General features: G+C 66.7%; 28 protein-coding genes. 9 read left to right on the top strand and 19 right to left on the bottom strand.

The features are described from left to right. Positions 1–5 precede the first annotated feature (5 nt). Positions 6–950 (top strand): glycosyltransferase family 9 protein, encoded by a 945-nt coding sequence (locus J7I85_RS02100; RefSeq protein ID WP_214845989.1) that lies wholly within the window; start codon positions 6–8, stop codon positions 948–950. Here J7I85_RS02100 and J7I85_RS02095 read toward each other — a convergent pair. Next, positions 845–1795 carry a sigma-70 family RNA polymerase sigma factor gene (locus tag J7I85_RS02095; RefSeq protein ID WP_214845987.1) on the bottom strand — a complete coding sequence of 317 codons (951 nt, stop codon included), beginning with the start codon at positions 1793–1795 and terminating at the stop codon, positions 845–847. The genes J7I85_RS02100 and J7I85_RS02095 overlap by 106 nt on opposite strands. 183 nt (positions 1796–1978) lie before the next feature. Here J7I85_RS02095 and J7I85_RS02090 point away from each other — a divergent pair, with 183 nt between their 5' ends. Next, the gene (locus J7I85_RS02090) at positions 1979–3043 is read left to right on the top strand and encodes an NAD-dependent epimerase/dehydratase family protein (protein ID WP_214845980.1); all 1065 of its coding nucleotides are present in this window, start codon (positions 1979–1981) and stop codon (positions 3041–3043) included. A gap of 44 nt (positions 3044–3087) precedes the next feature. On the opposite strand, the gene J7I85_RS02085 is transcribed toward J7I85_RS02090, so the two are convergent. Then, positions 3088–3570 (bottom strand): hypothetical protein, encoded by a 483-nt coding sequence (locus J7I85_RS02085; protein WP_214845978.1) that lies wholly within the window; start codon positions 3568–3570, stop codon positions 3088–3090. Positions 3571–3774: 204 nt separating this feature from the next. Here J7I85_RS02085 and J7I85_RS02080 point away from each other — a divergent pair, with 204 nt between their 5' ends. Further along, positions 3775–4062 carry a hypothetical protein gene (locus tag J7I85_RS02080; RefSeq protein ID WP_214845976.1) on the top strand — a complete coding sequence of 96 codons (288 nt, stop codon included), beginning with the start codon at positions 3775–3777 and terminating at the stop codon, positions 4060–4062. Positions 4063–4179: 117 nt separating this feature from the next. Further along, a complete protein-coding gene (locus J7I85_RS02075) occupies positions 4180–5358 on the top strand; it encodes a YihY/virulence factor BrkB family protein (RefSeq protein WP_214845974.1) in 1179 nt (392 codons plus the stop codon). A gap of 64 nt (positions 5359–5422) precedes the next feature. Here the strand turns inward: J7I85_RS02075 and J7I85_RS02070 are convergent, their stop codons facing one another. The 7 genes from J7I85_RS02070 to J7I85_RS02045 form a co-directional block, all read right to left on the bottom strand. Then, the gene (locus J7I85_RS02070; protein ID WP_214845972.1) at positions 5423–6244 is read right to left on the bottom strand and encodes a glycosyltransferase family 2 protein; all 822 of its coding nucleotides are present in this window, start codon (positions 6242–6244) and stop codon (positions 5423–5425) included. Beyond that, positions 6231–7340: an SAM-dependent methyltransferase gene (locus J7I85_RS02065; protein ID WP_374102422.1), complete on the bottom strand. Its 1110-nt coding sequence runs from the start codon at positions 7338–7340 to the stop codon at positions 6231–6233. Before J7I85_RS02065 ends, J7I85_RS02070 begins: the two co-directional genes overlap by 14 nt. A 16-nt stretch (positions 7341–7356) precedes the next feature. Beyond that, entirely contained in the window at positions 7357–7542 is a 186-nt protein-coding gene (locus J7I85_RS25870) for a hypothetical protein (RefSeq protein ID WP_374102421.1), read from the bottom strand. Beyond that, on the bottom strand, positions 7536–8762 hold the full coding sequence (locus J7I85_RS02060) for an acyl-CoA dehydrogenase family protein (RefSeq protein WP_214845970.1): 1227 nt from the start codon (positions 8760–8762) through the stop codon (positions 7536–7538). Before J7I85_RS02060 ends, J7I85_RS25870 begins: the two co-directional genes overlap by 7 nt. 42 nt (positions 8763–8804) lie before the next feature. Next, positions 8805–9284, bottom strand: coding sequence for a Dps family protein (locus J7I85_RS02055; RefSeq protein WP_214845968.1), 480 nt, complete (start codon positions 9282–9284; stop codon positions 8805–8807). Between the two features lie 119 nt (positions 9285–9403). After that, the gene (gene lepB, locus J7I85_RS02050; protein ID WP_308159365.1) at positions 9404–9865 is read right to left on the bottom strand and encodes a signal peptidase I; all 462 of its coding nucleotides are present in this window, start codon (positions 9863–9865) and stop codon (positions 9404–9406) included. 101 nt (positions 9866–9966) lie between these two features. Continuing rightward, positions 9967–11571 carry a multicopper oxidase family protein gene (locus J7I85_RS02045; RefSeq protein ID WP_214845960.1) on the bottom strand — a complete coding sequence of 535 codons (1605 nt, stop codon included), beginning with the start codon at positions 11569–11571 and terminating at the stop codon, positions 9967–9969. A 358-nt stretch (positions 11572–11929) separates the two neighbouring features. On the opposite strand from J7I85_RS02045, the gene J7I85_RS02040 reads away from it, so the two are divergent. Next, entirely contained in the window at positions 11930–14071 is a 2142-nt protein-coding gene (locus J7I85_RS02040; RefSeq protein ID WP_214845958.1) for an FG-GAP-like repeat-containing protein, read from the top strand. Between the two features lie 119 nt (positions 14072–14190). On the opposite strand, the gene J7I85_RS02035 is transcribed toward J7I85_RS02040, so the two are convergent. Both J7I85_RS02035 and J7I85_RS02030 read right to left on the bottom strand, forming a co-directional pair. Then, on the bottom strand, positions 14191–14868 hold the full coding sequence (locus tag J7I85_RS02035; protein ID WP_214845957.1) for an O-methyltransferase: 678 nt from the start codon (positions 14866–14868) through the stop codon (positions 14191–14193). A gap of 62 nt (positions 14869–14930) precedes the next feature. After that, positions 14931–15266 carry a thiamine-binding protein gene (locus J7I85_RS02030; RefSeq protein ID WP_214845955.1) on the bottom strand — a complete coding sequence of 112 codons (336 nt, stop codon included), beginning with the start codon at positions 15264–15266 and terminating at the stop codon, positions 14931–14933. A 112-nt stretch (positions 15267–15378) separates the two neighbouring features. Here J7I85_RS02030 and J7I85_RS02025 point away from each other — a divergent pair, with 112 nt between their 5' ends. Continuing rightward, entirely contained in the window at positions 15379–15999 is a 621-nt protein-coding gene (locus J7I85_RS02025; protein ID WP_214845953.1) for a TetR/AcrR family transcriptional regulator, read from the top strand. Between the two features lie 227 nt (positions 16000–16226). Beyond that, positions 16227–16451, top strand: coding sequence for a hypothetical protein (locus J7I85_RS02020; RefSeq protein ID WP_214845951.1), 225 nt, complete (start codon positions 16227–16229; stop codon positions 16449–16451). Between the two features lie 73 nt (positions 16452–16524). Here the strand turns inward: J7I85_RS02020 and J7I85_RS02015 are convergent, their stop codons facing one another. The 4 genes from J7I85_RS02015 to J7I85_RS02000 form a co-directional block, all read right to left on the bottom strand. Continuing rightward, positions 16525–17190, bottom strand: coding sequence for an SIS domain-containing protein (locus tag J7I85_RS02015; RefSeq protein WP_214845949.1), 666 nt, complete (start codon positions 17188–17190; stop codon positions 16525–16527). A gap of 94 nt (positions 17191–17284) precedes the next feature. After that, the gene (locus tag J7I85_RS02010; RefSeq protein WP_214845947.1) at positions 17285–17596 is read right to left on the bottom strand and encodes an AzlD domain-containing protein; all 312 of its coding nucleotides are present in this window, start codon (positions 17594–17596) and stop codon (positions 17285–17287) included. Further along, on the bottom strand, positions 17593–18369 hold the full coding sequence (locus tag J7I85_RS02005; protein WP_214845945.1) for an AzlC family ABC transporter permease: 777 nt from the start codon (positions 18367–18369) through the stop codon (positions 17593–17595). The genes J7I85_RS02010 and J7I85_RS02005 overlap by 4 nt, the downstream gene beginning before the upstream one ends. A 12-nt stretch (positions 18370–18381) precedes the next feature. After that, positions 18382–19320, bottom strand: a complete 939-nt coding sequence (locus J7I85_RS02000; RefSeq protein WP_214845942.1) for a glycerophosphodiester phosphodiesterase family protein — start codon at positions 19318–19320, stop codon at positions 18382–18384. Positions 19321–19370: 50 nt separating this feature from the next. On the opposite strand from J7I85_RS02000, the gene J7I85_RS01995 reads away from it, so the two are divergent. After that, complete coding sequence (locus tag J7I85_RS01995) at positions 19371–20732, top strand: DUF445 domain-containing protein (protein ID WP_214845940.1); 1362 nt, start codon at positions 19371–19373, stop codon at positions 20730–20732. 11 nt (positions 20733–20743) lie between these two features. Here J7I85_RS01995 and J7I85_RS01990 read toward each other — a convergent pair whose 3' ends face one another. From J7I85_RS01990 to J7I85_RS01980, 3 genes are all read right to left on the bottom strand, one after another. Continuing rightward, positions 20744–21493 (bottom strand): LamB/YcsF family protein, encoded by a 750-nt coding sequence (locus J7I85_RS01990; RefSeq protein ID WP_214845938.1) that lies wholly within the window; start codon positions 21491–21493, stop codon positions 20744–20746. Continuing rightward, complete coding sequence (locus J7I85_RS01985; RefSeq protein WP_251023830.1) at positions 21477–22313, bottom strand: hypothetical protein; 837 nt, start codon at positions 22311–22313, stop codon at positions 21477–21479. The genes J7I85_RS01990 and J7I85_RS01985 overlap by 17 nt, the downstream gene beginning before the upstream one ends. A gap of 114 nt (positions 22314–22427) precedes the next feature. Beyond that, the gene (locus tag J7I85_RS01980) at positions 22428–23018 is read right to left on the bottom strand and encodes a hypothetical protein (RefSeq protein WP_214845936.1); all 591 of its coding nucleotides are present in this window, start codon (positions 23016–23018) and stop codon (positions 22428–22430) included. 58 nt (positions 23019–23076) lie between these two features. Here J7I85_RS01980 and J7I85_RS01975 point away from each other — a divergent pair, with 58 nt between their 5' ends. Then, positions 23077–23388 carry a hypothetical protein gene (locus J7I85_RS01975; protein ID WP_374102419.1) on the top strand — a complete coding sequence of 104 codons (312 nt, stop codon included), beginning with the start codon at positions 23077–23079 and terminating at the stop codon, positions 23386–23388. A 75-nt stretch (positions 23389–23463) separates the two neighbouring features. On the opposite strand, the gene J7I85_RS01970 is transcribed toward J7I85_RS01975, so the two are convergent. Further along, positions 23464–25833 (bottom strand): glycoside hydrolase family 65 protein, encoded by a 2370-nt coding sequence (locus J7I85_RS01970; protein WP_214845934.1) that lies wholly within the window; start codon positions 25831–25833, stop codon positions 23464–23466. Positions 25834–25913: the final 80 nt, after the last annotated feature.

The following is a 25913-nucleotide window of genomic DNA, read 5'->3' as shown; positions in this document are numbered from 1 at the left end:
CGGCAGTGGGAGCACCGAACGCCAAGCACGAACAACCGGTCCTACTGGTCCTGCGGGCACTGAAGCTGGGCGACTTGCTGGTTGCTGTGCCGGCTCTCCGCGCCCTGCGGCGCGCCTATCCGGAACACCGCATGCTCTATGCGGCCCAGGACTGGCTGGAAGATGCGCTGGCGCTCGTGGGCGGCTATGACCTGCTTCCCACCCACGGCCTCGATGTTCCGATCCCCATCGAGGCCGGCAAGGTCGACGTCGCCGTGAACCTGCACGGCAGCGGACCGGAAAGCGAGGCCCGGCTCGCCGCCGTCCGGCCCAGGACCATCGTCGGCCACCGGACCTCCGCGCGGCCGGGTCCGGCCTGGTTGGAGGAAATCCATGAGCGGGAGCGGTGGACCAGGCTCTTGCAGTGGCACGGCATCGAGGCAGAACCTGACGATTTCCGTCTCCTCCCGCCGGCCGTTCCCAGCCCGTGCCCGGGGGCCACGGTGCTGCACGTGGGGGCCGCCTACGGCAGCCGGCTATGGCCCGAGGACCGCTTTGCCGAAGTGGCCCGCACCCTCTCAGAGGATGGCCACCGGGTGGTGTTCACCGGCAGCTCGGCGGAACGGCGGCGGGCGCTGGATGTTGCACGGCTCGCGGGGCTCCCGGAAAACCACGTCCTGGCGGGGCGGCTGCGGCTGGCCGAATTCATGGCCGCCATCGCGGAGTCCCGGCTTGTGGTGTCCGCGGACACCGGTGCGGCGCACCTCGCCTCAGCGTATTCGCGGCCTTCGGTGGTGCTTTTCGGTCCGGCCCCGGCCGAGGTCTGGGGGCCGCCGCCGGGACCGCACATCGTGCTGACTGACGCTCAGGTGCGCCGCGGCGACACCTTCGCGGCCACTCCTGATCCGGCCCTGCTGGCAGTTTCAGTGGAGGATGTCCTGGCGGCTGTGGGGCAGCTCCGGCTCGCCTGATCCGCGCTGGCCCGATCGCTGCCCGCCCTGGCGCTGCGGGCGCTGCCGCCGTCCCCATCCTCCTCATCGAGCAGCCGGCGCTGCAGCCAGACTAGGATCCGGGACAGCCGCCGGGACACCTGCATCTGGGAGATGCCGAACCGTTTGCCGAGTTCCACCTGGGTCTCCTCGCGGAAGTAGCGCCGGTACAGCATCTCCCGGTCGTCAGGGTCCAGCTCCTGGATTGCCTCGTGGAGGCAGACGAGTTCTTCGAGGTGCTCGATCGGCTGGTCCGGGGAGACCAGCCCCTCGCCCATGGTTGGCCCGCCCCAGGGATCCGGGCTGTCCAGCGAGTCGGGATGCATGCTGCTGCCGGCTGCCTGCGCTTCCCGGACGTCAGCCGGGGTGACGCCCAGTTCGCTGGCCAATTCCTGCGCCGAGGGAACACGGCCCAGCGACTGGGCCAGGTCCGGGGCAGTGTGCAGGAGCTGCGTCCGGACGTCCTGGATGCGCCGCGGCGGCCGGACGGTCCAGCACCGGTCCCGCAAGAAGCGCTTGAGTTCGCCGCTGATGGTGGGCGCCGCGTAGGCAGGGAAGCTTTCGCCCTTCTCTTCATCGAAGCCGCGGGCGGCCTTGATGAGCCCCAGGTAGGCCACCTGGACCAGGTCTGAGCGCTCCCGTCCCCGGGCTGCAAATCGCGAGGCGAGCGATTCCGCCAGATCTAGGTAGTTGAGCACCAGTTGGTTCTGGAAAGCATCGTGCAGCTGCCCCGTCTGGGGCACTACCGGGTTCACAGGCGGGTACACAGGCCGGGGTGCTGCCCGGGGCGGGCCGGTCACGGACAAAGAGGGCGGAGTTTCTGGCATTGTCGTGGGTTCCTTCGATTGGGAGCTCGAGAAAGCCTGCGGCAAGACTTAGAAGAAGGAAAACATAAGCGTGCTTATTACACAATGGCCCCAGGCGTTAGGCTCGAAAGAAGCACCAGGGCCACGGCACCGTTACCAGGCGGCCCGGCAGTCACGTTTCAGGCAACGGACGGAAGGCATTTCATGCGTATAGCGATCACCGGCGCCAGCGGCAATGCGGGAACAGCACTCCTTCGCAGGCTCCATGAGGCAAGGCAGGAACACCCGGGTGGACTGGAACTGGTGGGCATCAGCCGACGCGCGCCAGACACTTCACGGCCACCGTACGCCAACGTCGAATGGCACACCCTGGACGTGGGCGGTGACGGTGCCGCACAGAACCTGGCCAAGGCCTTTGCCGGCGCAGACGCTGTGGTGCATCTGGCCTGGCAGATCCAACCGAACCGGAATCTCCCACTGCTGCACCGCACCAATGTCACCGGCACGGCGAACGTACTGGCGGCCGCCCGGGACGCAGGCGTGCACCACGTAGTATGCGCCTCCTCGGTGGGCGCGTACAGCAAGTCGCCTAAGGACCGCCGCGTGGACGAATCCTGGCCGGCGGGAGGCATGGAGGGCTCACATTACAGCCGGCACAAGGCGGAGCAGGAAAAGCTGCTGGACGGGTTCGCGGCGGACAATCCCTCGGTTGCTGTGGCGAGACTGCGCCCCGGACTCATCTTCCAGGCGGAGGCCGGAAGCGAAATCGGCAGGTACTTCCTGGGGTGGGTCCACCCGAGATTCGTACCGCGCCGGCCGGTGTTGCCGGTATTGCCGATCCCCGACGAACTGGTCTTCCAGGCGGTGCATGCCGACGACGTCGCGGACGCGTACTGGCGCGTGCTTGAGCGCAGGGCCAGCGGGGCCTTCAACGTGGCGTCCGAACCGGTGGTCACGCCGCAAAACCTGGCCAGGCTTTTTTCGGCGCGGAGAATCCTCCCCGTACCGGTCCGGGCGCTGCGCGCCTTTGTCGGCGCCACCTGGCGGCTGCGGCTTCAACAGACGGACTCGGGGTGGGTGGAGATGGCTGCGGGTGCACCGATCATGGACACCGGGCGGATCCGGAACGAGCTCGGCTGGGAGCCGCACACGCCCTCACTTGAGGCCATCCGAGAGGTGATTGACGGCATGGGCAAAGGCGCCGGCGTGCCGGCCTCTCCACCGCTCAAACCGCGGCGCAGCCTCCTTGGCCTCACCCGCCGCCGCTAATACCCTCGCACCGACTTCCGCTGGTGCAGACAACCGACGGCAGCCTACTCGCGCGGAGTGTCCCGCCGGGTAGCGTCAGTGCTGGCGTCGGCATCCGAGCGGGCGTTCCGTGCATCGGCGGCCCGACCATCATCAGTTCCGGCATCCGCCCGTGCATCCTCGCGCCGGTTGCCGTCCTCGTCCACGTCCGGGTCAAGGGCGTTCGCCTTGTACTGGTGCTTCTCGGCATCCGTCCGGAGGTCCTGGGCAGCCGACTGCTTTTGCTCGGCCTCCTGGCGAAGCCGGGCAGCCTCTACCTGGGCTTTCTCGGCATCAGCCTTGGCGTGCATGGCCCCCGCCGCGTTTTCGCGCGCCTCAAGATCGGCATTCTCCGCTTTCCTGCGGATCTCGGCTGCGTGCTGGCGGTTCTGCTCATCGCGCTTCTGCCGGAACGCCTCCCTGCGCTTGCGGCTGGACATCAGAAGCACCACAACGAGTGCAATGACGACGATTACAACGACGATCCAAATCCAGGCACTTGGGTCCACGGTGGATCCACCTCTCTCTTTTTCAGCACGTGACTATCCGGCAGGCCCGGTCACCTGCGCCGGCCACACGTTGCCGGAGCGGGCGGCCGGTTGAACTAGCGGCCATCAGGGTACTTACTATCTAATAGTAATCATGCTTACTATTTTATGGCGAGTGATTGCCGGTTGTACTCGGCAACCCGAGATGCTGGAGAGGTATCAACCATGACGGAGAACCAATGGCAGCAGGGCGCAGGGGCCCGCCCGACCGATGATACGGAAAGCACAGGTCCCGAACAGGCCGGCGGCGGCCCGGGCAGCGGCGGCCCGGGCAGCGGCGGCCCGGACCAGGATCCCAACCCGCTGGCCTCCAGCCAGCTGGCCGAGACCCCGCAATCAGACACCCGGATGGCGGACGATCCGCTGGACGGAAAGCAGCCGGCCGACGATCCGCTGGGCAGCGACCCGCTAACCCTGGACCGCCGCAACCCACCAAGAGCCCCCGGACAGTAGCAACTGACGCCTGATGCGACCTGTTGCACGACCCACGAGCCCAAACCCCTGACAGCGGGCAGGGAACGTTCCGCGACTTCCGGAACATGGCCCCGCCCGCGAACGAAAGGATGCCCAATGGCTACGAAAGAAGCCCCGGAAACCAGCACGGCAAAGGCGGGAAGCGCGCCTGCCCCGGATGACACGCGGAAGCCGGACAGTCCCACCGATGTGGACAAGCCATCGTGGAAGTACATTGCCCGCAAGACCCTGCGTGAATTTACTGCGGACCAATGCCCCGACCTCGCGGCCGGACTTACCTACTACGCGATCTTCTCGCTTTTCCCCGCCCTGCTCGCCCTCGTTTCGCTGCTCGGCATCTTTGGACAGGCGGAAAAGACGACGGCGGCACTCCTGGAAATCGTCCAGGGCGTCGCGCCCGGGCAGGCGGTGGAGATGATCCGCGGACCTATCCAGGAGCTGACCACCTCACCGGCAGCCGGCTTCACTCTGGTCATCGGTCTCGCGACAGCCATCTGGTCCGCGTCGGGGTACGTGACCGCGTTCGGCCGGGCGATGAACCGGATTTATGAAATAGATGAGGGCCGGGGATTCGTAAAGCTTCGCGGCACCATGCTCGGCGTCACAGTGGTCTCTCTGATCATCGTTGCGCTGCTCGCCGCAATGCTGGTTATCAGCGGCCCTGTGGCTGAGGCCGTTGGCAATGCCATGGGGCTGGGCGGAGTGTTCCTGACCGTGTGGAACATCGCGAAGTGGCCGGTCATCGTTGCGCTGGTGATCGTGGTCATCGCAATCCTCTATTACTTCACTCCGAACATCCGCCAGCCAAAGTTTCGCTGGATGAGCCTTGGTTCCCTCATCGCCCTGTTTATTTTCGTGCTGGCCTCCGTGGGTTTTGGCTTTTACGTGGGTAACTTCAGCAACTACAACAAGACGTACGGCGCGATCGGCGGCGTGATCGTCATGCTGCTGTGGCTCTGGATTCTTAACATGTCCCTGCTTTTTGGCGCCGAGTTCGACGCCGAGATGGAGCGTGGCCGGCAACTGCAGGCCGGCATTGAGGCTGAGGACACGCTCCAGCTCCCGCCCCGCGATACGAAGAAGAGCGACAAGCTCCAGGAGAAGGAAGAGGAAGACATCCGCCTGGGGCGCGAACTGCGCGAGAAGTACAGCGAGCAGGGCAACGGCGAGGACGGCAGCGACCAGCCCGCCCCGGGGCACGGCAACGGCCAGGACGACCCCCGGAATGGCGACGGCGGAGCCACCGCCAGCCGGGGCAATGGCAGCAGCCACTGAACGACCCGAGGTGAACCCGGCAGCTGCCGCCACAGGCGGCTGCCCGGGAGGTGCGGCGCAACTTTCAGCTGCTCCGCAGCGCGGCAGCCGTCTCCACGCCCAGGGCACGGAGGGAGGCACCAAAACCGAGCGGCGCCCGGGCGACGGTCCGTCCGGAAGTCAGCACACGTGTGCTGTCCGTGGCCATGACGGCGAAGCCACTCCCCCGCAGCTGCTCAACCAGGGCGCTGTCCTCGGAGGAGCGCAGCGGCGAAAATCCGCCAGCCTGGCGGTAAGCCGAGGCGCGCACGCCGAGGTTGGCGCCATAGACATGGCCGTGCCTTTCCTCCGGCGGATGCCGCAGGCGCCAGCTGCGCAGAAGCTCCGGATCCATCCCTGCGGAGTCCGGCTCCACGGAACCCAGCACCACGTCCCAGCCGGCGTCCGCAAACTTCAACTGGCGCACGAGCCAGTCCGCCGGAACGCGGGAATCGGCGTCGGTATTTGCCAGCCAAGTGCTTTCCAGATACCCGGTACTGTCCAGATGCCCGGGACTTTCCAGGTGCCCGGCGTCTTGCAGGTGTCCGGTCTCGCGGTTCCCCAACGCCGCTGCCACCCCTGCCGCCCTGCTGGCACCCGCGTTGCGGAACCGCCGGTGCAGTACCCGCACGCCGATATTTAGTCCGGCGGTTGACCCGGCGAAGCGTGCGGCGATCGCCGGCGAACGGTCGGTGCAGTGGTCCAGGACCACAGTGATTCCCACAGCTGTCGAGGGACGCTGGCCCATGAGCGCATCGGCCGCGGCCCGGAGCGCGGCAAGAGCGGGGCCAAGGTGGTGCTCCTCGTCATGGACCGGCATCACCACCTCCACCCGGTGGATGACCGGCCGGGAACTATCCGGCGTCATGCGCGGTCTCCGGCCACGGGTCGCCCGCGGCCTCCGGCGCGACGAAAGTTTCGAGCACAAAGTCCCGCTCCCGGTAAATGCCAGCGGACGGCCACTGCAGCTGGCTCCGGGCCATCGAGTGGACGGCGTCGCCGTCGAGATCCCAGCCGGAAACCGGATGCCTCCAATGGCAGAGCAGCAGCGTTCCGCCCGGGGCCAGGGAGGCTGAGACCCTGGTGATCAGCTCCGCCAATTCCGCGGCCGCGAGGTAGTAGCCCATCTCCGAGACAACGATCAGGTCGAAACTGCCCTCCGGCCACTGTTCCGGGAGGGTCAGCTGCCGGGCTTCAACTCCCGGATACCGGGCGAGCCGTCGGGCAGCCCGCCCCACGGCGGTGCCGCTGGCATCTACGGCCAGGAGCCGCCCGCACCGCTTAGCCAGCTCCTCACTCAGGGTGCCGATCGAGCAGCCGGCTTCCAGGCCGGCGTCGTACTTCTGTTCAGGCAGCGCGGCAAGCGTCAGGCTGCGCTTACGCTGCTCATACCAGCTGTCCTGGTACCTCCACGGGTCCTCGGCGCTGCGGTGCAGGGCGTCAAAGACGGTCTCGGCGTCCCGGGCGCTCCGCCTGCCGGTGACCGGCGGCCGCCAGGCGAAAACCTCGAAGGGCCGGGAAAAGTGCGCAAGAAACTGCTCCGACAACAGGACCTCGTCGCCCGGCCTGTCAGATAGAGGCTGCAGCTGGGAGGCGTGAGTGTGAAGGGCCCCGCGTTTGGTCAGCTGCTCAGCGGGGCTCAGGGGCAGCCTAAGCCAGTTCCGCCAGGCGGTGTCCTCAGGCGTGGCCCATAGCCAGTACCAGATGGGGTACTCCAGCAGCCCGTGGCCTCCGGCTTCAGCGATCTCGGCCGCCAGGGCCCCCAAGGTGTCATGGTCGATGTGCCCGTCTCCGCGGTATGGGGCAACAATGACCAGCCCGCCGTCGGGTGCATCGGGCCTTCCAGCTGCGCGCCGCCCAACAACGTCCGCCAGGCAACCGGCGATGACTTCGCGGTGTTGGGCCAGCCCGCTGTCCGGGAGGTTCAAAAACTCCCAGTGGTCCGCCAGCCCGAACGCGCCCATGGCAGCCGCGAACTCCTCACAGCGGACCGCGGCCAACTGCTCCGGCGCCGAGGGATTCGTCGTCCGGATGGGCAACGAGGACGAGGAACTCCATCCGAGCCAGCTCGGCCGAATCCAGCGGGAGTTCGCCGATCGTGTCCAGCCCGCTGCCTTCCCAGGCCGCTTCATCGGTTCCGGCATCCGCGTGTGAGAACATCACCATGCATGCTCCCCCTGAAGGGTGAGTTCGCCCAACTGGGCGTCGTCACGCGTGGCGTGGTGCTGCCGCACGTAGAGGGACAGGTCCGCCATGCATTTGCCGTACCGTTCATCGAAGGCAAGGGGCCCGGGCCCCAAGTTCTGGCTCACCAGGAGCTGGACGCGTTCGACGGCGGCCGCAACAGTTCCCCGGACACGGAGCGCCTCGCTCCACCCGCCAACGGCGCCGCCGTCGGCCGCTTCCGCGCCGGAATCCGGGCCCGTCGGGGCGGGGCCGGCCAGGGCTGCGTCCACGGCCTCAGCTGCCTTGGCGAGGTACTGGACGGTGGAGGTCAGGATCCGGTCCACTTCGCCCAGGGCGGCGAGTGCCACCTGGTCGGGCTCGCGCTGGGACCTGGCTCCCCGCTGGAGCGCGGCCTCGAAGTGCCGGCCGAGCGCCACGGCGCCGCCCAGCCAGCACGCGGCAACGCCCATACCGCCCCACGCAAAACCGGGGCGCTGGAAGTACCAGCCGTCACCGCCGAGCGGCACGGCCGGCACCAGGTCAAAGTGGACAGTTCCGCTGGGGATTTCGCGCAGTCCGCGGCTGGTCCATTCCGGCACGTCGCACGTGACGCCGGCGGCCCTGAGATCAACGGCAAAGGCGGCCCGGCCGCCGGTCACGGTGTGCGCTGTCACCACCGCGTGGTCCACGAACTGGGCCAGCGAGCACCAGGGCTTGGAGCCGGTCAGCTGCACGCCGCCGGATTTCCCGGTTGGCTCTGTCCCGCCGGGTTCTGTCCCGGCAGGTTCTGTCCCGGCGAGGGACCGCCCGTCAGCCGTGGCCGAAGCCGGCGCGGCCGTCAGTCGGGTACCCGGGGCCTCGGCTGCGTAAACACCCCACGACCCGGTGAAGGATCCCGGCGTGCCCGCCTGGGCCAGGATGGCGCCGGCATCCAGGTGCGGCTCCAGAACCCGCGCGGCGGCCACGTCCACCGCGGCCACGGAAGCCAGCAGTTCCCAGAGCCGGGCTGTCCGCCCCTCACCGGGCTTCGGCGCGGAACGGCCGGCCTGTTGGGCGATGGCCAGCAGGGCAGGGACGTCCCCCACAGCCGAAGCAACCCTGTCCAGCAGTCGCTCAACGTCCAGTACAGATTCGGCTTCCGGCGCAGGTTCGACGGCGTCCTCCCGGGACGGGGTCGGGCTAAAGCGGACAGGCTGCCACTGGCGGTGCGGAGTTTTCATGCAGCGTCCGCTGACGGTCGGGGGCACCGGGTCATGGCGCTTCTAATCCTGTTCAGGTGCGGTCACCGACGCAGAGGCCGGCATCACCTCCGCGTTCACCATCCAGGCCAGCTGCTCCAGCCGGGTGATGGCCTCGTGCAGGAGGTCCGCGCTCGTGGGATCTTCTTCATCCACGTCATCGTGGACATCGCGGATGGTCTTGACCGTTTGTTCCAGCCTAGCGGTGATGAGCTTGGCGGTGTCTTTGGTGACGGTCAGGCCTGCAGGGAACTGCTCCAGCCTGGTGCCCGACGAGACGGTGGCGCTCCGGCCGTCCGGAATTGCGTGCAGCGAACGCATGCGCTCGGCCGTCTGGTCGGCAAGCAGCCGGGCGCTGTCCACGACTTCATCCAGCTGCAGATGCAGATCGCGGAAGTTGGTGCCCACCAAGTTCCAGTGCGCCTGCTTGCCCTGAACGTGCAGCTCGATCAGGTCAGTGAGGACCTTCTGAAGATTGCTGGCCAGAGTCTCGGATGCTTTCATGTCTTCCTCCGCTGCCGTCACCGATGCATGTCCCATCCTGGCCGGCTGGGCAGCCGGCCAGGATGATTCCCAGCATACTTATCTTTCGGGCAGGGGTCTTTGTGGCACGGGCATGTGCCCTAGCGGCCGGAGGGCCAGAGTACCGTTGCCTGCAGCGCTTCCAACGGCACGCTTCCGTAGGCCCGTGAATCGATGGAGCCCGCCCGGTTGTCACCCAGGACGAAGACGTGCCCGGCCGGCACCGTGACCGGGCCAAAGTAGGTGCCGTCGATGCGGCTGTGGTCGATGCCCGGCTCGGCCTGCGGAACCCCGTCCACCACCAGCACCGAATCCTCGATGGCAACGGTCTGCCCCCCGAAGGCAATGGCCCGTTTGACAGCAGGACTCGCGTCCTCCGGACTGGTGAACACCACCAGGTCTCCGGCCTTGGGCGAACCGAGCGCCGGCCCGGGTTTGAACATCAGCACCGTGCTGCCCTTGGGCAGTGCCGGCTCCATGCTTTCCGAACTGACCGTCACGGGCTCCACCAGCCACAGGCGCGAGGCCAGAAGGACAGCGGCGAGCAGCACCGCCGTCGTGATTGTCCTCCCCCGAAAGCCCTGCCGGGGGGATCCGGCAGGACTTTCGGTGGCGGCTACGCTTTCGGGGACCGCCCGGGACTTTGGGTCGGCCCTGTGCGCCGCTAGCCGTCCCATTGGGGCAGCGCCGCCGTCATGGGATCGTTGGGATCGTTGTCTTCTTCCTTCAGCCCGACCCGAAACTGCACCATCATGTCGTGGTCCTCGTGCGGCAGGTTATGGCAGTGCACCATGTAGCGTCCCCGGTGCGGACCGAACTTCATGAGCACGCGGACCGTCTCGCCCTCGCCCACGTAAACGACGTCCTTGGGCCCGAGCTCCTGGGGAAGAGGCGCCCGGCCGTTGCGGCTGAGGATCTTGAAGTCCACGAGGTGGATGTGAACCGGGTGGAACCAGCCGCCGGACCTGTTCTCGATTTCCCACACCTCGACGGCGTCCAGGTCAACGTCCGCAGCAACCTTCTTGTAGCCGCTGGCAATGACGTCCTGCCAGCTGTCGTCGTCGATGGTCCACATGTTGGTGACGTCGTTCCGCTTGACCCGGAACTTCCGGACCTTGGTGGCTTGCTTCTCGGTCATCGCCATCACCTCGTTCGCGGGTGCCAGCTGTGCTGGAACCGTGTTCCAGGTCGGGTCGCTGGCGTTGACCGCGTCGTCAGTGACGTCGAAGGCCATCACCTTGTTCGTGAAGTCGTAGTCAACGTTGTTCGGGTTGGACAGGTTGCGCAGCTCGATCCGCTGGCCGGTCTTGTACTTGCGGAAATCGATGAGCACCTCGTAACGCTCTGCCCCGGCATGGCGGTAGTTGGCCACCTTCTGCGGTGTGGGGACCAGGCCGCCGTCGGTGCCCACGATAATCAGCGGATCGCCGGTGCTCAGCGTCAATCGTACTGAGCGGGAAATGCTGCAGTTCAACACCCGGAAGCGGTAAATGCGCTTCTGGACCTTCATGACCGGCCACGGCTTGCCGTTGACCAGGATGACGTCCCCCCAGAGACCCGAGTGGGTGTTGTCGTCATATCCCAAGGCGCCGTTGGCCGCGAACATCGCGTCGGAAATGATGAGCGGCACGTCGAAGTCGCCCTGCGGGAGCAACTGCCGCTCCATCGGGTCGTGCATGTGGTACTGGGCGACCAGGCCGGAGTACGCGTTCTGCGCCGTGAAGTGCACCCCGTGGTCGTGGTACCAGAGCGTGCGGGCGGGCTGGAAGTTCGAGTAGTGGTAGTCCTTGAAGAATCCGGGATGCGTGACGTCACTGGCGTACCCGTCGAACTGTGGCAGCGAGGCTGAACCGTGCAGGTGCGTGGACGTGGCGAGCACGTGGCCATCGTCCGGGTGAGTTGCGGGGAGCTGGTTCCGGACCCGCACCACTGCCTTAGTGCCCTGGTCCACGCTGATCGTGGGGCCGGGGAAAATCCCGTTGTAGCCCAGGATTGGAGTCTTGAGCCGCGGCAGAATGGACGCCATGCCGGCCTTCTCGGTCACGGTGTAGTAGTTGACAGGTTTGCCGTCAGCAGGGTCCACCCCCGTCCTGTCCGGTGCGAGCTCCGGCGGCTTCAGGAAAGCGGACTGGAACGGCTTGGGCATCTCTGCGCTGCTCAGCCGGCTAACAGACTTGGCCTCCACCTCGCCCCGCGGGAGTGAAAGCACACCCGCTCCGACGGCGCCGAGGCCACCCAGCAGCAAAACATTTCGTCTGGACACGGTCATTACCGGGCCTCCTTCCGATTGGGATGGTTCGAGACCGGTTGGGATGCTTCAAGGATGTCCCGGCGTGGTTGGGAAAAGCCGGACCGGGCTGGGAAGGGTGGGGGTTCGAAGGGAGCACCCCCAATTGGGCCCCCTCAAATCGATGGTCTAATTCCGTTGCTCCACCGGAAGTCCGCACCACCCGGCCGCAGCCGGGGCTGTACGCGAGCTTTGGCTGGCGCGGACCCTCGCATCCCACCGGCTTTATCCGACTTTTATCCAAGGTGCAGCATCCACTGTTGGTGCAGCCGGGAACGCATCCCCGACTTGGCCTTGAAGGTACTGGGGGCCACGAATCGAGTGTCCACAAGGAGTCTCAATGTTTTCTCAATCTGTACGGCCAAAGATGCCTGACGGAGCCAAGCGCTCCGGGCCGGCGCACCGCAAGTCCACCACCACCGCCGGCCGCATTGCCCCGGCCGTCGCCGGCGCCCTCCTCGCCGCCGCCCTGTCACCCCTCGCCGCTGTTCCCGCCAACGCTGAAACCGCCGGGATGGGCCCGGTTGACTCCACAGGGTTCCCCACCTGGTATTCGGACGGCACGGTCCGGCTGCAGCTTTGCTACGAGGCTGGCAAGGGCTGCCTCTCCGAACCGCCCGATCCCAATTCCCCGGCGTCCTACCCGGGCAACTTCCCCGAGGAGGCATTCTGGTTTGCCGCGTCCGCGGATGTCGGAACGATCGGCAGCTATGAAGCGGCCCTGGAAGCGGCACACGTCAACGGCCCGGTCGTGCCTGGCGAGCAGATGGGCTTTGCCCGCCTGCGGTTCCGTTTTGACGGCCTGCGGCCCAATGCGCAGTACACCGTCACGCACCCCTACGGCGTTGACACGTTCACGGCTGACGCTGCCGGGGGCATCAACTCGACGACCGACGCCGGCGCTTGCGCGCCCACTGACACAGTGGCTTGCGACTGGGCGGGCGTCGGTGCCGCCTTCCTGGGCGACTTCGGCCGGGGGACCACGGCATCGTTCCTCCGCCAGGTGAACGCCCCGGCCGGCACGCTCGGCGACATCAACACGGCAGGTCCTGTCACGGGCGCCCCCTCGGGCAGCAACTCCGTGACGGTCGCCGGCCCTGACGCGGGCGGCCCGGGCGTCAATACCGTCACCCAGAGCAACTTCACCGTCCAGGGCCTCATCGCGACCGACTCCGTCGGAGGTCCCAATACCCCCGACCTGGCTGCAGCCAGCGACAGCGGCCGCTCCAACTCCGACAACATCACTAACGTGACTGCGCCTACGATTACCGGCACCCTTCCTGCCGGCACCGCGGGCCCCGTTCAGCTGATCGTCGACAATGGCGCCCCGAGGGCTACCACCCTCACCGGTTCCACCTACTCCCTGAAGCTGGCCCCGCTGGCCCAAGGCAGGCACACTGTGCAGGCTGTTGCGGGCGGACTGAATTCCGGGACGCTCAACTTCACCGTGGACACCACGGCTCCGGCCGTTGCGGTAACGGCACCATTCCCGTCCACGCCCAGCCTCGACACCACGCCCACACTGAGCTACTCGGGTGAAGCTGGCGCCCGTTTCGAATGCCAACTCTTGCCCAGCAACCCCTCGTGGGATCCCACTTGCACCTCACCGAAGACCTGGGACGCACAGGCCAATGGCACCCATGTGTTCAATGTCCGGGCTACCGACGCTGCAGGCAACGTAAGCCTGCCTGCCAGCAGGATGGTCCGTGTCGGACTGGGCGGCAGCGGCGGTCTCCGCGACTTCAACAGTGATGGCAAGGCGGATGTGGTGTCACGGGATTCCGGAGGAAGGCTGTGGCTCTACCCCGGCAATGGTGGCAGCGGATTCCTTGCACGCACGCAGATTGGAGTCGGCTGGAACAGCATGAGCTCCATTGTCAGCGTCGGAGACTTCAACAACGACGCCAAGTCCGACCTGGTGGCCCGTGATTCCAGCGGAAGGCTCTGGCTCTACCCGGGCAACGGCGCAGGCGGCGTTCAGGCACGAATCCAGCTCGGCGCTGGCTGGAACAGCATGACCTCCATCGTCGGCGCCGGCGATCTCAACCGGGACGGAAAAGTCGACCTTACGGCACGCGATTCCAGCGGCCGGCTGTGGCTCTACAAAGGCAATGGATCGAACGGTTTCCTGCCACGGACCCAGATCGGAACCGGATGGAACGTCATGACCTCCATCGCTGGCCCGGGTGACCTCAACAGCGATGGAAGGGCAGATCTGGTGGCCCGCGATTCCAGTGGCAAGTTCTGGCTCTACCGCGGCAACGGAACCGGAGGCGTCCTGGGCCGGACCCAGATCGGCAGCGGCTGGAACATCTATTCCTCCGTTGTCGGCTCCGGAGATCTGAATGGTGACGGAAGGGCAGATCTGACTGCGAGGGACTCCAGTGGCAGGCTCTGGTTCTACGCTGGCAATGGAACCGGAGGCGTGCTGGGACGCACGCAGATCGGTGCAAGCTGGCAGGTCATGACCTCAATTTCCTAGTCGAAGCATCGCAAGGAAAAGCACCGCCCGCGTACATCCAGTACGCGGGCGGTGCTTCGTTGTACGGGTTATGCCCCAACGGCAGGTACTGCTAACGGTAGGTACTTACCGGGAGATGCTTACCGAACGACCGCCAGCGCGAAGCCGTCCCAACCCTTGGACCCCACGGTCTGGATGACAGTGGCGTCCAACCGGCTGTCCTCCCCCATCATCTTCAGCGCACCGATGATTCCGGGGGCGTTGACTTCGTCCAGGGACGGGTCCAGCGCAACGCCCTCCCACACGACGTTGTCCATCACGATGCTCGTTCCGCCCCTGCCCAGCCGCACTGCCCACTCCAGGTACTGCGGGTTGTTTTCCTTGTCCGCATCGATGAACACGAAGTCGAACGGCTCGGCTCCTTCGGCTTCGAGTGCCGCGAGCGTGTCCAGCGCCGCGCCTATCCGGATCTCCACCTTGTGGCCCACGCCGGCCGCGTCCACGTTGGCCCGGGCCACTTCGGCGTGTTTCGGGAGGTATTCGCATGTCACCAGCCGGCCGTCGTCGGGCATGCCCTGGGCCATCCAGATGGTGCTGAAGCCAGCCAGCGTGCCGATCTCCAGCACCCTGCGGGCACCGGACGCCGTCACCAGCAGCTTCAACAGCTTTCCGGCGTTCGGTGTCACCTCGATCGGCGGCATCCCGGCCTCTTCGGCGGACCGGACGGCGCGCTGGACGGCATCGTCGGGGTGGACGACGACGTCTGACAGGTACTCTTCTACGGCCGCCCACTCGGGCCGCGGCTTGTGCTCAAACATGGGCACAGTCTTCCAGCAAGCGCACGGCCGGGCTAGGCTGCCGCGGCCAATCGTCCTGGCCGTCAGTCGCCCTGGATCAGGGCCCCCTCCAGGCGCTCGACCTTCGCGGTGAGCTCACCGGAATAGCCCGGCCGGATGTCGGCCTTGATCACCAGGGACACCCTGCTGCCGAATTTCCCCACGGCCTCGGTGGCGCGCCTGACCACGTCGAACACCTCATCCCATTCACCCTCGATAGTGGTGAACATGGAGTCCGTCTTATTGGGCAGCCCGGATTCCCTGACAATCTTGACGGCCGCAGCTACGGCGTCGTGCACGGAGGCATCTCCGGCACCCGCCGCGGCGTAGGCGTGATCAGCGGGAATTCCGGAAGGAGCGACTGAAAATGCAAGCAACATGCGTCCAGTCTGACACGGCGGAATCGGCCACCCGGACCGTGTGCTGTGTCATATTCGGCACTACCAACGGGTAACGGAGTCAGGCCGACACTGCGTTGCTAACCTTTATTTTATGAACCTCGCCGTAGAGCGCAAGCCCCTTCGTGCTGACGCTGCACGCAATGTGGACAAGATCATTAACGCCGCCCGCGAGTGTTTCCGGCAATACGGCCCGGATGTTCCGCTGCAGACCATTGCCGCCACCGCGGGAGTGGGTCCGGCGACGCTGTTCCGGAATTTTTCTGACAAGGAGCAGTTGGTTTTGGCGGCCCTCAACCGCCAGCTGCGGCTCAACGTGGACCCGGTTATCGATGTCGCCCTGGCTGGCACCGATGCGGCCGAGGGCCTATTCCGGGTCATCGACGCCGTGATGACCGCGGCCAGTGACAACGCCAACCTGCTCGGCGCCGTGGCCGGGCGGCGGGATTTGCTCACCGGCATTACCGGAAGCCTGATTGAGTCCGTTGGCGTGCTCCTGGACCGCGGCCAGGACCAGGGCACGCTGCGGGTGGACATCTCCCTGACAGACATGGTGCGGCTGCTGGCAATGCTGATCGGGGTGGTCGACACCATGGAACCCGGATCTGACGCCTGGCGCCGGCCGGCCGCCCTTGTCGAGGACGCCATCCGCGCGGAACGTCCCACCAGGTCGCTGCCTCCGCAGGTGCCGCTCCCGGCGTCACAGTTCGAGTAGACAGCCAGGTTCGAACAGCAGGCGAGCTCGAGCAGCAGTCGAGTTCGACCGGGCTGCGCCGGAAGGAGGATCGGCGCCGGAAGACGACGGCCTCATATTCCGCACACCGGGTCAGCACAGTAAGCTATGCACACCGGTGGGTTAGGAAGTCAGCCTCGGGCATTTTCGTATACGGAGCACACCATGTCATTCCTTGCATGTGGTCAACTCAGGCCGGCTGTGTCATCATGAACCGCTCACAGCTCGCACACTTCATGAACCACGCCACGGATCCTGAAATAACTCTGATGGCTGCCACCACGGACGAACTCGGCATCCTCGTGGACGCGCTCTACCGCAACCTCGATACGCCGACTCCCGTGTACGGCGCACAAGACTGGTACGACCTCGCCACCGAGGAGCTCGCCAGGCGGTCCGCGCCCGCTTCCCCGGACGCCCGCGGAGTTGCCTAGGCCCAACCCGTTACCTGAGCCCAGCCCGCTAAGGGGGCTATTCCGGCGCTTCGGGCTCACCCGGGCTTCGGAGTCACCGGCCCGGCTCAGGCCGAACGGACAATGCGTGCAGGGCCGCAGCCAAGCATTCACTCATCGCTTGCAGCGCGATCAGTTGCGCTTCCCGCACTTGGGGCTTGGGAGCGTTGATGCAAATTGCTTCATCGGCGGCCTGGGCCAGGGGGTTGGGGGCCGCGCCCGTGACAGCCCAGACGGTGGCTCCGGCGGCCCGCGCCGCCGCCGTCGCCTCCAGCAGCGCATGCCGGTGCCCACTGGCTGAGACCGCCAGGAGAACGTCGCCGGAACGGATGTGGGCCCGCACCTGGCTGGCAACCTCTTCCGCGTGCCCCTGCGCAATCTCGACGGCACCGACGGATGCAGCGCCTGCTGCCGCACCTGGCCGCAGGGCAATCACGGAAAACGGCTGGCGGTCACCGGCGTGGCGCCCCAGCAGTTCCGCGGTGAATTGCTGCACCTCGGCCGCCGAACCGGCACTTCCGGCCGTGACCAGGCGGTTCCCGGAAACCAGGCGGCGGGCAAGTTCCTCGCCCCAGCCGGCCAGCCGCGAGGATTCGTTCCGCAGGCAGGCCACCGCAGGTCCCACCTGCCGCAGGTGTTCCAGGACGATGTCCACCGGGGCTTTTATTTCGAACGGCGCGTCCGTGGCACGAGTGCGGGACAGTCTGCTGACGGCCTTCATATTTACAACTCCTCTACATTTAGAGCATACAACGGCTGTGATGGACATCACTCACAACTGTTGCGGCTGCCTGCAGGGACTTTACCTCGCTGTTTCAGTTCCAGCCGGCCAGCCGGAGCAAAGCTGCGGCTCCGGCCCCCGCCAGCACAACAACCAGGAAGGGCGCCCGGAGGAACAGGGCCGCGGCGGCGGCAGCCAGGGCGCCCAGCCGGGCATCGAGCACCAGGGCCTGCCCGGTAGCCAGGGCGTTGACGATCGTCAGGGACGCCAGCAACCCGATGGTCATGGTTCCTGCGACCCGGGACATTCTGGGGTTCTGCAGCAGGCTGGCCGGTAGAAGGTAGCCCACCAGCTTCCACGCGTAGGCGAAGAGGCAGGCCAGCAGCAACCACACCCACAGACTCATTTGGCACCTCTGGCGTTGGTGCCGGTGCCCGTTTGATAGCCGGGATGCCGCTCTGTGTAGGGGTCGATATCCGGTTCGAGCCCCTCGTCCTGGCGGCCGTGGCTGAGCCATCCGATGACGGCGGCCACCACTGCGGCAATCAGGATGGGGACGCCTGCCGGGACAAACGGCACAGCAAGAACCGTTGCCAGGGCACAGACGACGGCGATCGCCACCGGTTCCCCGCCCTTCAGCCGCGGCCACAGCAGGCCGAGGAACGCCGCGACGGCTGCACCGTCGAGCCCCCATTGCTTCGGATCGCCCAGCGCGCTTCCGGCCAGGGCACCCGCCGCAGTGAAGGCGTTCCAAAGTACGAAGATCCCGATGCCCGCGGCCCAGAAGCCCCTTCGCTGCTCGTCAGGATCCGCCTGCCCGGTGCTTGTGGCCGTGGACTCGTCGATGGTCAGCTGGGCGGCGGCGTACCGGCGCCATCCCCGCGGCCGGAGCAGCACATTGAGCTGCATGCCATAGATTCCGTTTCGCATCCCCAGCAGGGTGGCGGCCCCCATGGCCGCGAGACCCGAGCCGCCGCCGGCGACCACCCCGATGAACGCAAACTGGGAGCCGCCGCTAAAAAGCAGGAAGCTCAGTGCCATGGTCTGCCAGAAGTCCAGGCCCGAGGTCACGGAGAGCGCACCGAAGGACACCCCGTACAGGCCGGTGGCGATGCTGATGGACAGGCCAACACGGACCGCAGGGGAACGCAGGAGTTTCGGAGGCCAGGTGATGGGCATGCCCCCACTCAATCACAGCGGCCACAGCGGCGGCTGTAATTGAGTGGCGCCGGAGCTTGCTGCCAAGGCTGGCTGCTGGAGCTGGGCCAGCACCTGCGCCGGCCGGTTGGTGGTGATCTCCTGGATGCCCAGCCCCCGGCACAGCGCCACATCAATTTCAGAGTCCACAGTCCAGACCCGGAAGCGGCGGCCGGAATCCCGCCAGCGCCGCACGGTGTCGGGATGCCGGCGCACGTAGTCGATGCCCGGCCCGGCCATGCCCGCTTCGCCGCCGTCGAGAATCCGTTCCCCCTCCAGCTGTGCAGCCTTCATCACGTTGGCGACGGCGCTACCCGTGAAAGGCCCCAAGCCCAGTTCCTCGCGGATTCCGGTGACGTTCACGTCGTCCACAAGCTGGCAGACGAACTCCGCGGGGACGGCCCTGCGCAGGTGCCTGACCGAGTCGGGGCTGAAGCTCATGAAGGTCACCCGGATATTGCCCAGCCTGGATGTCTGGGCGTCCCATCCTTCCGCCCGCAGCACCTGCAGCACCCTGTCCTCCAGCTTGAGCTGGTAGGGGCTGGGATGCTTCAGCTCGATGGCCAGCCCGACGTCCCGCCCGGCAGCCCGGAGCAGGTCCAGCAGGTCCGGCATCGTCAGGAACTGTTCGGACCTTGGCCCGTAGGCCTCCGGGATCCGGGCCCCCTTCCAGGATGAAAAGTCCAGCAGCCGCAGCTGGTCGACGGTCCGTTCGGCCACGGGACCGGTGCCGTCCGAGGTCCGGTCCAGGTTGGAATCGTGCAACAGGACGACGTGCTGATCGCGGGTTAGGTGCACATCGCACTCCACGCCGTCCGCGCCTTCGGCGAGCGCGCGAAGATAGGCGGCACGGGTGTGCTCAGCGAAATCCGCGCTCGCACCCCGGTGGGCGTAGACCAGGGGACGGGTTGGGGCTGACTCGTCGGCTGTCATGGTCACACGTTAGCCGACCGCGGCCGCCAAAGCCGGGCTAGGCTTGGCACATGCAGGTGAACTCTGAGCCAACCACCCAGCTGGCGTCTCCCCCAGGCGAGGCCACCCGTGATCGTCCGGGAGAGGACGGGCGCGCTCCGGCGCGTCCCGCCGTCGTACGGCAGCTCACAGCTGGCGACGCCGAAAAGGCGGCTGCACTGCGGAAGATGAAACTGGTGGCGTTGTGCCTCCTCATTGCCATGGCTGTGGTGTTCGTCGTCGCATTTGCGCTGCAAAAGCAGTACCCGTGGCTGGAGTACGTCCGGGCCGCGGCGGAAGGCGGCATGGTGGGCGCCCTGGCCGACTGGTTCGCAGTGACGGCCCTGTTCCGCTATCCCATGGGGCTGAAAATCCCGCATACGGCCATCATTCCGCGCCGCAAGGACCAGATCGGCGCGTCCCTGGGCGAGTTCGTGGAGACCAACTTCCTCTCCGAACAGGTGGTCCAGGACAAGCTGGCCAGCATCAACATCGCCGGCAAGGTGGGCGGCTGGCTGTCAGGGCCGGGCGGCGCCGAGCGCGTGGCCAAGGAGGGCGCCGCCGTCATCCGTGGCACGTTCAAAGTGCTGAACGACGACGACGTCCAGGCCGTCATCGAGGGAATGGTCCGCAAGCACCTCCTGGCTCCGCCGTGGGGACCGCCCGTGGGACGCATGGCCGAGCGGATCTTCGCCGACGGGCACCACCACAAACTGGTGGACCTCCTCGTGGACCGGGCAGCGGACTGGATGGCGGCCAACCACCAGATGGTCAGCCGGCTCGTCACGGAGCGCTCCCCGCAGTGGGTGCCCAGCTTCGTGGACGGCCTCGTGGGGGACAAGGTCTACATCGAGCTGCTGAAATTCACCCGTGCGGTCCAAGACGACCAGCAGCACCAGGTCCGGCTGTCCATCGACAAGTACCTGACGGACCTGGCCCAGGATTTGCAGCACGATCCCGCCATGATCGCCCGCGCGGAGGGCATCAAGGCGCAGGTGCTCGGCGACCCGGAGGTCCGGGAACTGGCGTCCCGGACCTGGGCGACCATCAAGGGCGCGCTGCTCAACGCCGTCGACGATCCGGATAGCGAACTGACGGTGAAGTTCAAGGCGGCCGTCCGCGATTTCGGCACCCGGCTGGTCAACGACGAAGAGCTGGCAGGCAAGGTCAACGCCTGGATCGGCGATGCCGCCGGCTATTTGGTCCGCACCTACCGGTCAGACATCGCCGGGGTGATCACGGATACGGTGTCCCGCTGGGACGCCGAGGAAACGTCGCAGAAGATCGAACTCCAGGTGGGCAAGGACCTGCAGTTCATCCGGATCAACGGCACAGTGGTGGGCTCGCTCGCCGGGCTCGCGATCTTCACGCTAGCCCATCTGACGTTCGGCTGACGGCTGCGCCCTTAAGCGAACGGCGTCAGTTCGACTCCGTTTTCCTCAAGACCTGCCCGGACGGCGGCAGCCATTTCCACGGCGCCGGGGGTGTCGCCATGGATGCAGAGCGAATCGGGGTCGACCCGGACCACGGTCCCGTCCACCGCCACTACCTCGCCCTTGAGCGCCAGGCGAACTGCCCGCTCAACGATCGGCCCGACGTCGTGCAGCACGGCACCTTCCTGCGAGCGCGGCACCAGTGTGCCGTCCGGCAGGTAGGCGCGGTCCACAAACGCCTCACGGAAAACAGGATGCCCCGCGTCCTGGGCCTGCTTCAGCAGCTCGGACCCCGGAAGCCCCAGTATGGGCAGGCCGGGGTCGTAGGCCTGGATGGCTGCCACCAGCGCGGCAGCCTGCTCGGCGTCGTGGAACGCCCGGTTGTAAAGGGCACCGTGCGGCTTGACGTAGTCCACTGTGGCGCCCACCGCATGCGCAACTCCGTCCAGTGCACCGAGCTGGTACAGGACGTCGCCGAACAGCTCGTCGAAGGACATGTCCAGGGAGCGGCGTCCGAAGCCGGCGAGGTCCCGGTAGCCGACGTGGGCGCCGACCGTGACGTCCAGTTCATAGGCGGCGCGGCAGCTGTCCAGCATCGTCACGGGGTCCCCGGCATGGAAGCCGCAAGCCACGTTGGCGCTGGTGATGAGCTCGAACATGGCCGCATCATCACCCATGTTCCAGGAGCCGAAGGACTCCCCGAGGTCAGCGTTCAAATCCACCCGTACCACCTTCCCTTGTGCCAGGTTCCAGTCTGCCAGGTTCCAACGAGGGGCCTGCCGTTTCCACAGGCTTGAGCTCCCCCGGCACAGTGTCCGGCATGGGCCCAAAGGCCTCTTTTGCGTTCGCCACGACGGTGCGGCCCATCATGAGGTTTCCCGCGCCCCCCACCACCGCTCCGATACCGAACGGCAGCGCACGTCCGAACAGGGCGGTTCCCTGCCTCCTGAGCAGGTTCCGCAGGAATGCCTTCTGCATTCGCTCGCGGATGAAACCGGCCCCGGACGACGACATCCTGCCCGCCAGCACGTTTCCCCAGGCCTGGCTGGCACCCTTGCCCCGGCCCATGGCCTGGCCGCTGAGCGAACCAAGCAGCGCGGTCCCCTCCTCGCCGAGCATCACGGCCATCACCAGGGTGCTGGCCTTCTCCGGGTCGGTCATCCGAATCCCGTGAAGCTCGGCCAGCGAGGTGGCGTAGAGGGCTGTCGCCTCGAGGAAGCCAACCGTGGCGGCGGCGGAGAGGCCCAGCGACGCCACAGTGCCGACTCCGGGAACGACGGCGGTGGCCCCCACCAGCGCTCCCCCGCCGGTGACTGCCCGAAGATAGTCGCGTTCAAGGATGTCAGCGAGCTGGGCGGCGGATGCCCGCGGATTGCGGCGCTGGAGCCGGCGGATGTTCGCCACCACCAGCGGACGCTGGATCTCCACGGCCCGCAGCAGCAGGTTGTGGACTCCGGGCTTGGGTTTGCCGTGATCGTCGAACACGGCGTTGTGGGCTGTTTCCTGCGCGATTCTCATCGCGGGATTGCGTCGCGTGGCCATCATCACCTCTACGTCGGAACAACAGGCAGCGGATACCGCCGTCTAGCCTTAACACTAGGCCACACACCAACATACCAAGCATGCTGATCACCCTGTCGCTGCTGATCCAGGCCGTCACATCGACCAGGACTCGGCCACCGCCATGTACGCGGAGGAGGAAGGCCCGCGCGGTCCGGGGTAGACCGTCGCGGCGCCGGGCCATTCGACCCCGAACTCGGAGAGTTTACCCCCGCTGCAGGGGTGGTAGACGTTGCTCATCGAGGCACTGGCGGGACCCAGCTGGAAGTCGGGTGCGGAGAACAGCCGCCGGTCCAGCACCCCGGAGATTTCGAGGGCGGCCCGCCGCCCGGTCGCCCGAAACCCGCGTTCAAGGTCCAGTTCGACGTCGAACTCGTCCTGGGTGTGGCTGACCCCGGCGAGCGGAAAGCGCGCGGCCTCCGGAAAGAAGCGCGTCAGTTCGGTGGCGAGGGACGAGGCGAAAAATTCGTTGGAGCCGTAGCTGCGCCAGCCCTGGAGCGTGGCCACCATAAGGACCGTTCCAGTTCCCCACCGGGACCAGTCAGCCACCCAGAACGAAGCAAAGCAACTGGCGGGTTCGCCTGCAATATGGACGCCGTTCCGGTCCACGGGGTGCAGGGCAAGGCCAAAGTTTGCGCCGATCAGCGCCACGTTGCGCCGCCCCGGCCTGGCCGGTGTGTTCCCCATGGCTAGAGCCTATCCCGCCGGGCTCGTTCCACCAGGCAGGGCTCGGCCTAAGATCGCCGTGTGCCCCTCCCCCCGCGCGTTCGGTTTCCTGCTGGCCGTCATGGTACTGGGCAGCGCCGTGGCCTCCCTGGTCACGGCGCCAGCCCGGCTCCCGCGCCGCTACCTGACGGTCATGATGGCGTGCTGGGGAGCGGGCACCTTGCCGCTGGCGGCGGTGGGCCTCATGGATAATTTCCGGCCGCTGGCGATGGCACTTTTCATTTTCGCCGCCACAGGCACTGTGGACATGGTCATCTGGGGAACACTGCAGCGGGGTGCGCCCGGTCATGGCGGTGGCGGCCCTGCTGGTGGCCCGGATGTCAGCGGATGAAATCGCTCATCCGCTCGACCGCCTCGGCCCCCTGCCCACCGAAGCCACCACCTAGCCCCCGCGTCACAAGCCCCGTCACTCGCGCGCGCGCACCACCGGGAGGCTCGCCGTCGGCGGCCCGCTCGGGAACATCGAGGGCTCGGGCACGTGTACAGGATCCAGGGGAACGCGCACTGGCTGAGAAGCCACTGCGAACCGCACCCCGCGTACGTCGACGTCCAGCGCTTCGCCCTCGAGGACCGTCAGAGTAATGGCGTCCTGATCGAGTTCCACCAGGAGCGGGCGGCCCTGCAGCCTCAGCTGGAAGCGAAGGGTGTCCCATTCTTCGGGCAGCCGCGGATCAAAGAACGGCACGGGCCCCTGGTCGCGGAGCCCTGCGAAGCCGCACACCAATGAGCTCCACACTCCGCCGGTGGAGGCGATGTGGACGCCGTCGATCGTGTTGCCGTGGGAGTTGTCCAGGTCAATGAACACGGCATTCGTGAAGTGCTCCAGGGCAGCCTTGCGGTAACCCACCTCCGCGGCCATGATCCCTTGGACGCACGCCGAGAGCGTGGAATCCCCCGTGGTGATGGGATCGTAGAAATCGAAGGCCCGGCGCTTTTCCTCGGCCGTGAACTCCTGCCACTGCAGGAACATGGCAAGCACCGTGTCCGCCTGCTTCAGCACCTGGTGGCGGTAGATCACCAGCGGATGGAAGTTCAGCAGCAGCGGGTACTTGGAGCGCGGCGTCGTCCAGTCCCACGGCTCAAGGGTCATGAAGTCGTTGTCCTGCGAGTACACCTGGAAACGCTCATCGAACGGAAGCTGGATCCGCTCTGCGGCCGCCTCCCACAGCTCCCGCTCAGCGTCGTCCACTGCCGGGTGGTTCAACGCGGCGGCGGCCCGCAGGTTAAACCGTGCCATGACGTTCGTATAGAGGTTGTCGTTCACCACCGCGGTGTACTCGTCCGGCCCCGTCACGCCGTGGATGTGGAACAGGCCGTCCTTGCCGAAGAAGCCCAAGGAAACCCACATGCGGGCGGTTTCGATCAGCAGGTCGGCACCCATCCCGGCGCAGAACTCGGAATCGCCGCTAGCCCAGACGTACCTGTTGGTGGCGAAAGCAATGGCAGCGGCGATGTGGAACTGCGCAGTGCCGGCAGCGTAGTACGCGCTCGCTTCCAGGCCGTTGATGGTGCGCCAGGGAAAAAGCGCGCCGTCCACGCTCAGCTCCTTGGCACGGATCTTGGCGTCCGGGAGCATCTCGTGACGGAACTCCAAAACCTGGCGCGCGCCGTCGGGGTTTGAATACGTCAGGTACGGCAGGAGGTAGACCTCCTGGTCCCAGAAGTAGTGCCCGTCGTAGCCCGAGCCGGTGACACCCTTGGCCGGGATACCGGCGACGCCGGCCCTTGCGGTGGCCTGCGCAAGCTGGAAGAGGTTCCAGCGGATGGCCTGCTGGAGTTCCGGCTGCCCGCCCACCTCGATGTCGGCGCTGGCCCAGTAGCTGCGGTAGTGCGCCTCGCTTTCGGCGAAGACGTCGCCGACGGGCTTCAGCCCCGCTTCGGCCGCGTCCGCCGGGTCCTCCCCCGCCTCCGCGTCGGCGGCGCCGGGCAGACCCGTCCGGGTACCCCGGGCCACGGCGTAGCTGACGCTCTTTTCGAGCCGGAACGGCTCCTCGGCGGCAATCGCCAACACATAGCGGACGCTGCTGTCGTCCTGGTCCACGAGGGTATCGAACGGCTGGTGGCCGGCGGACGTCCAGTGATCGACGGCGATCCCCACCCGCTGCTTCGACTCCGCGGCCTCCCACGACAGGCGCAGCGAACCGCCGCCGCCCTCCATTCTGAAGGGCAGCAGGACCCGGCCTGCGTGCCGGCCCGCGCGGCGCGGGTCATGGGCGGAGTGGTCCTCCACCGGCTGGTCCTGGCGGTTGATGATTGACGAGGTGACGTCGGCGGAGACTTCCCGGTCGGCCGAAACCTCCAGGGAGATGCCCAGGCTGCCGCGCGCTTCGAAGCCCACGGCCCGTCGTTCCACCGTGGTCACCGTGGCGCCGGAACGGCACTGCCACACGATGCAGCACTCATAGATGCCGGTGGCGAAGTCCACGGACCGGCGGTAGTCCAGGACAGTGGATTCGGAAAGGCTGAGCATTTCGCCGTCGATGAGCACGGTGAAGTTATTGGCATCCGGAATGTAGAGGATGCGCTGGCCCGTGCGTGCGAACCCAAAGGCGTTCTCGGCGTGTTTGATGTCCCAGATCTCATGGAACCCGTTGATGAAGCTGCCGGGCAGCGCGGCATCCGCCGCGGCCCAGTGGGCACCCCGGACACCGAGGTGGCCGTTGCCGAGCGCAAAAAGCGTTTCGAGCGTCCCGGCGTCGCCGGGTTCGTGGCTCGTTTCCACGAGCTTCCAGGGATCATTGGGGAAGCGGACGCGGTCAGCGTTGATGAGTGCCATGAGAGGCGTTCCTTAGACGGTCGAAAATGGTGCTGGAAGTTCTGTCGGGGCTGGCGGGGTCCCCGGTTGCGGCCCTGGGC

Source organism: Arthrobacter sp. ISL-65 (assembly GCF_018613795.1).
Lineage (GTDB): Bacteria > Actinomycetota > Actinomycetes > Actinomycetales > Micrococcaceae > Arthrobacter.
Note: the sequence above shows the minus strand (reverse complement) of the source record. Positions and strands in the feature narration are given on the sequence as shown.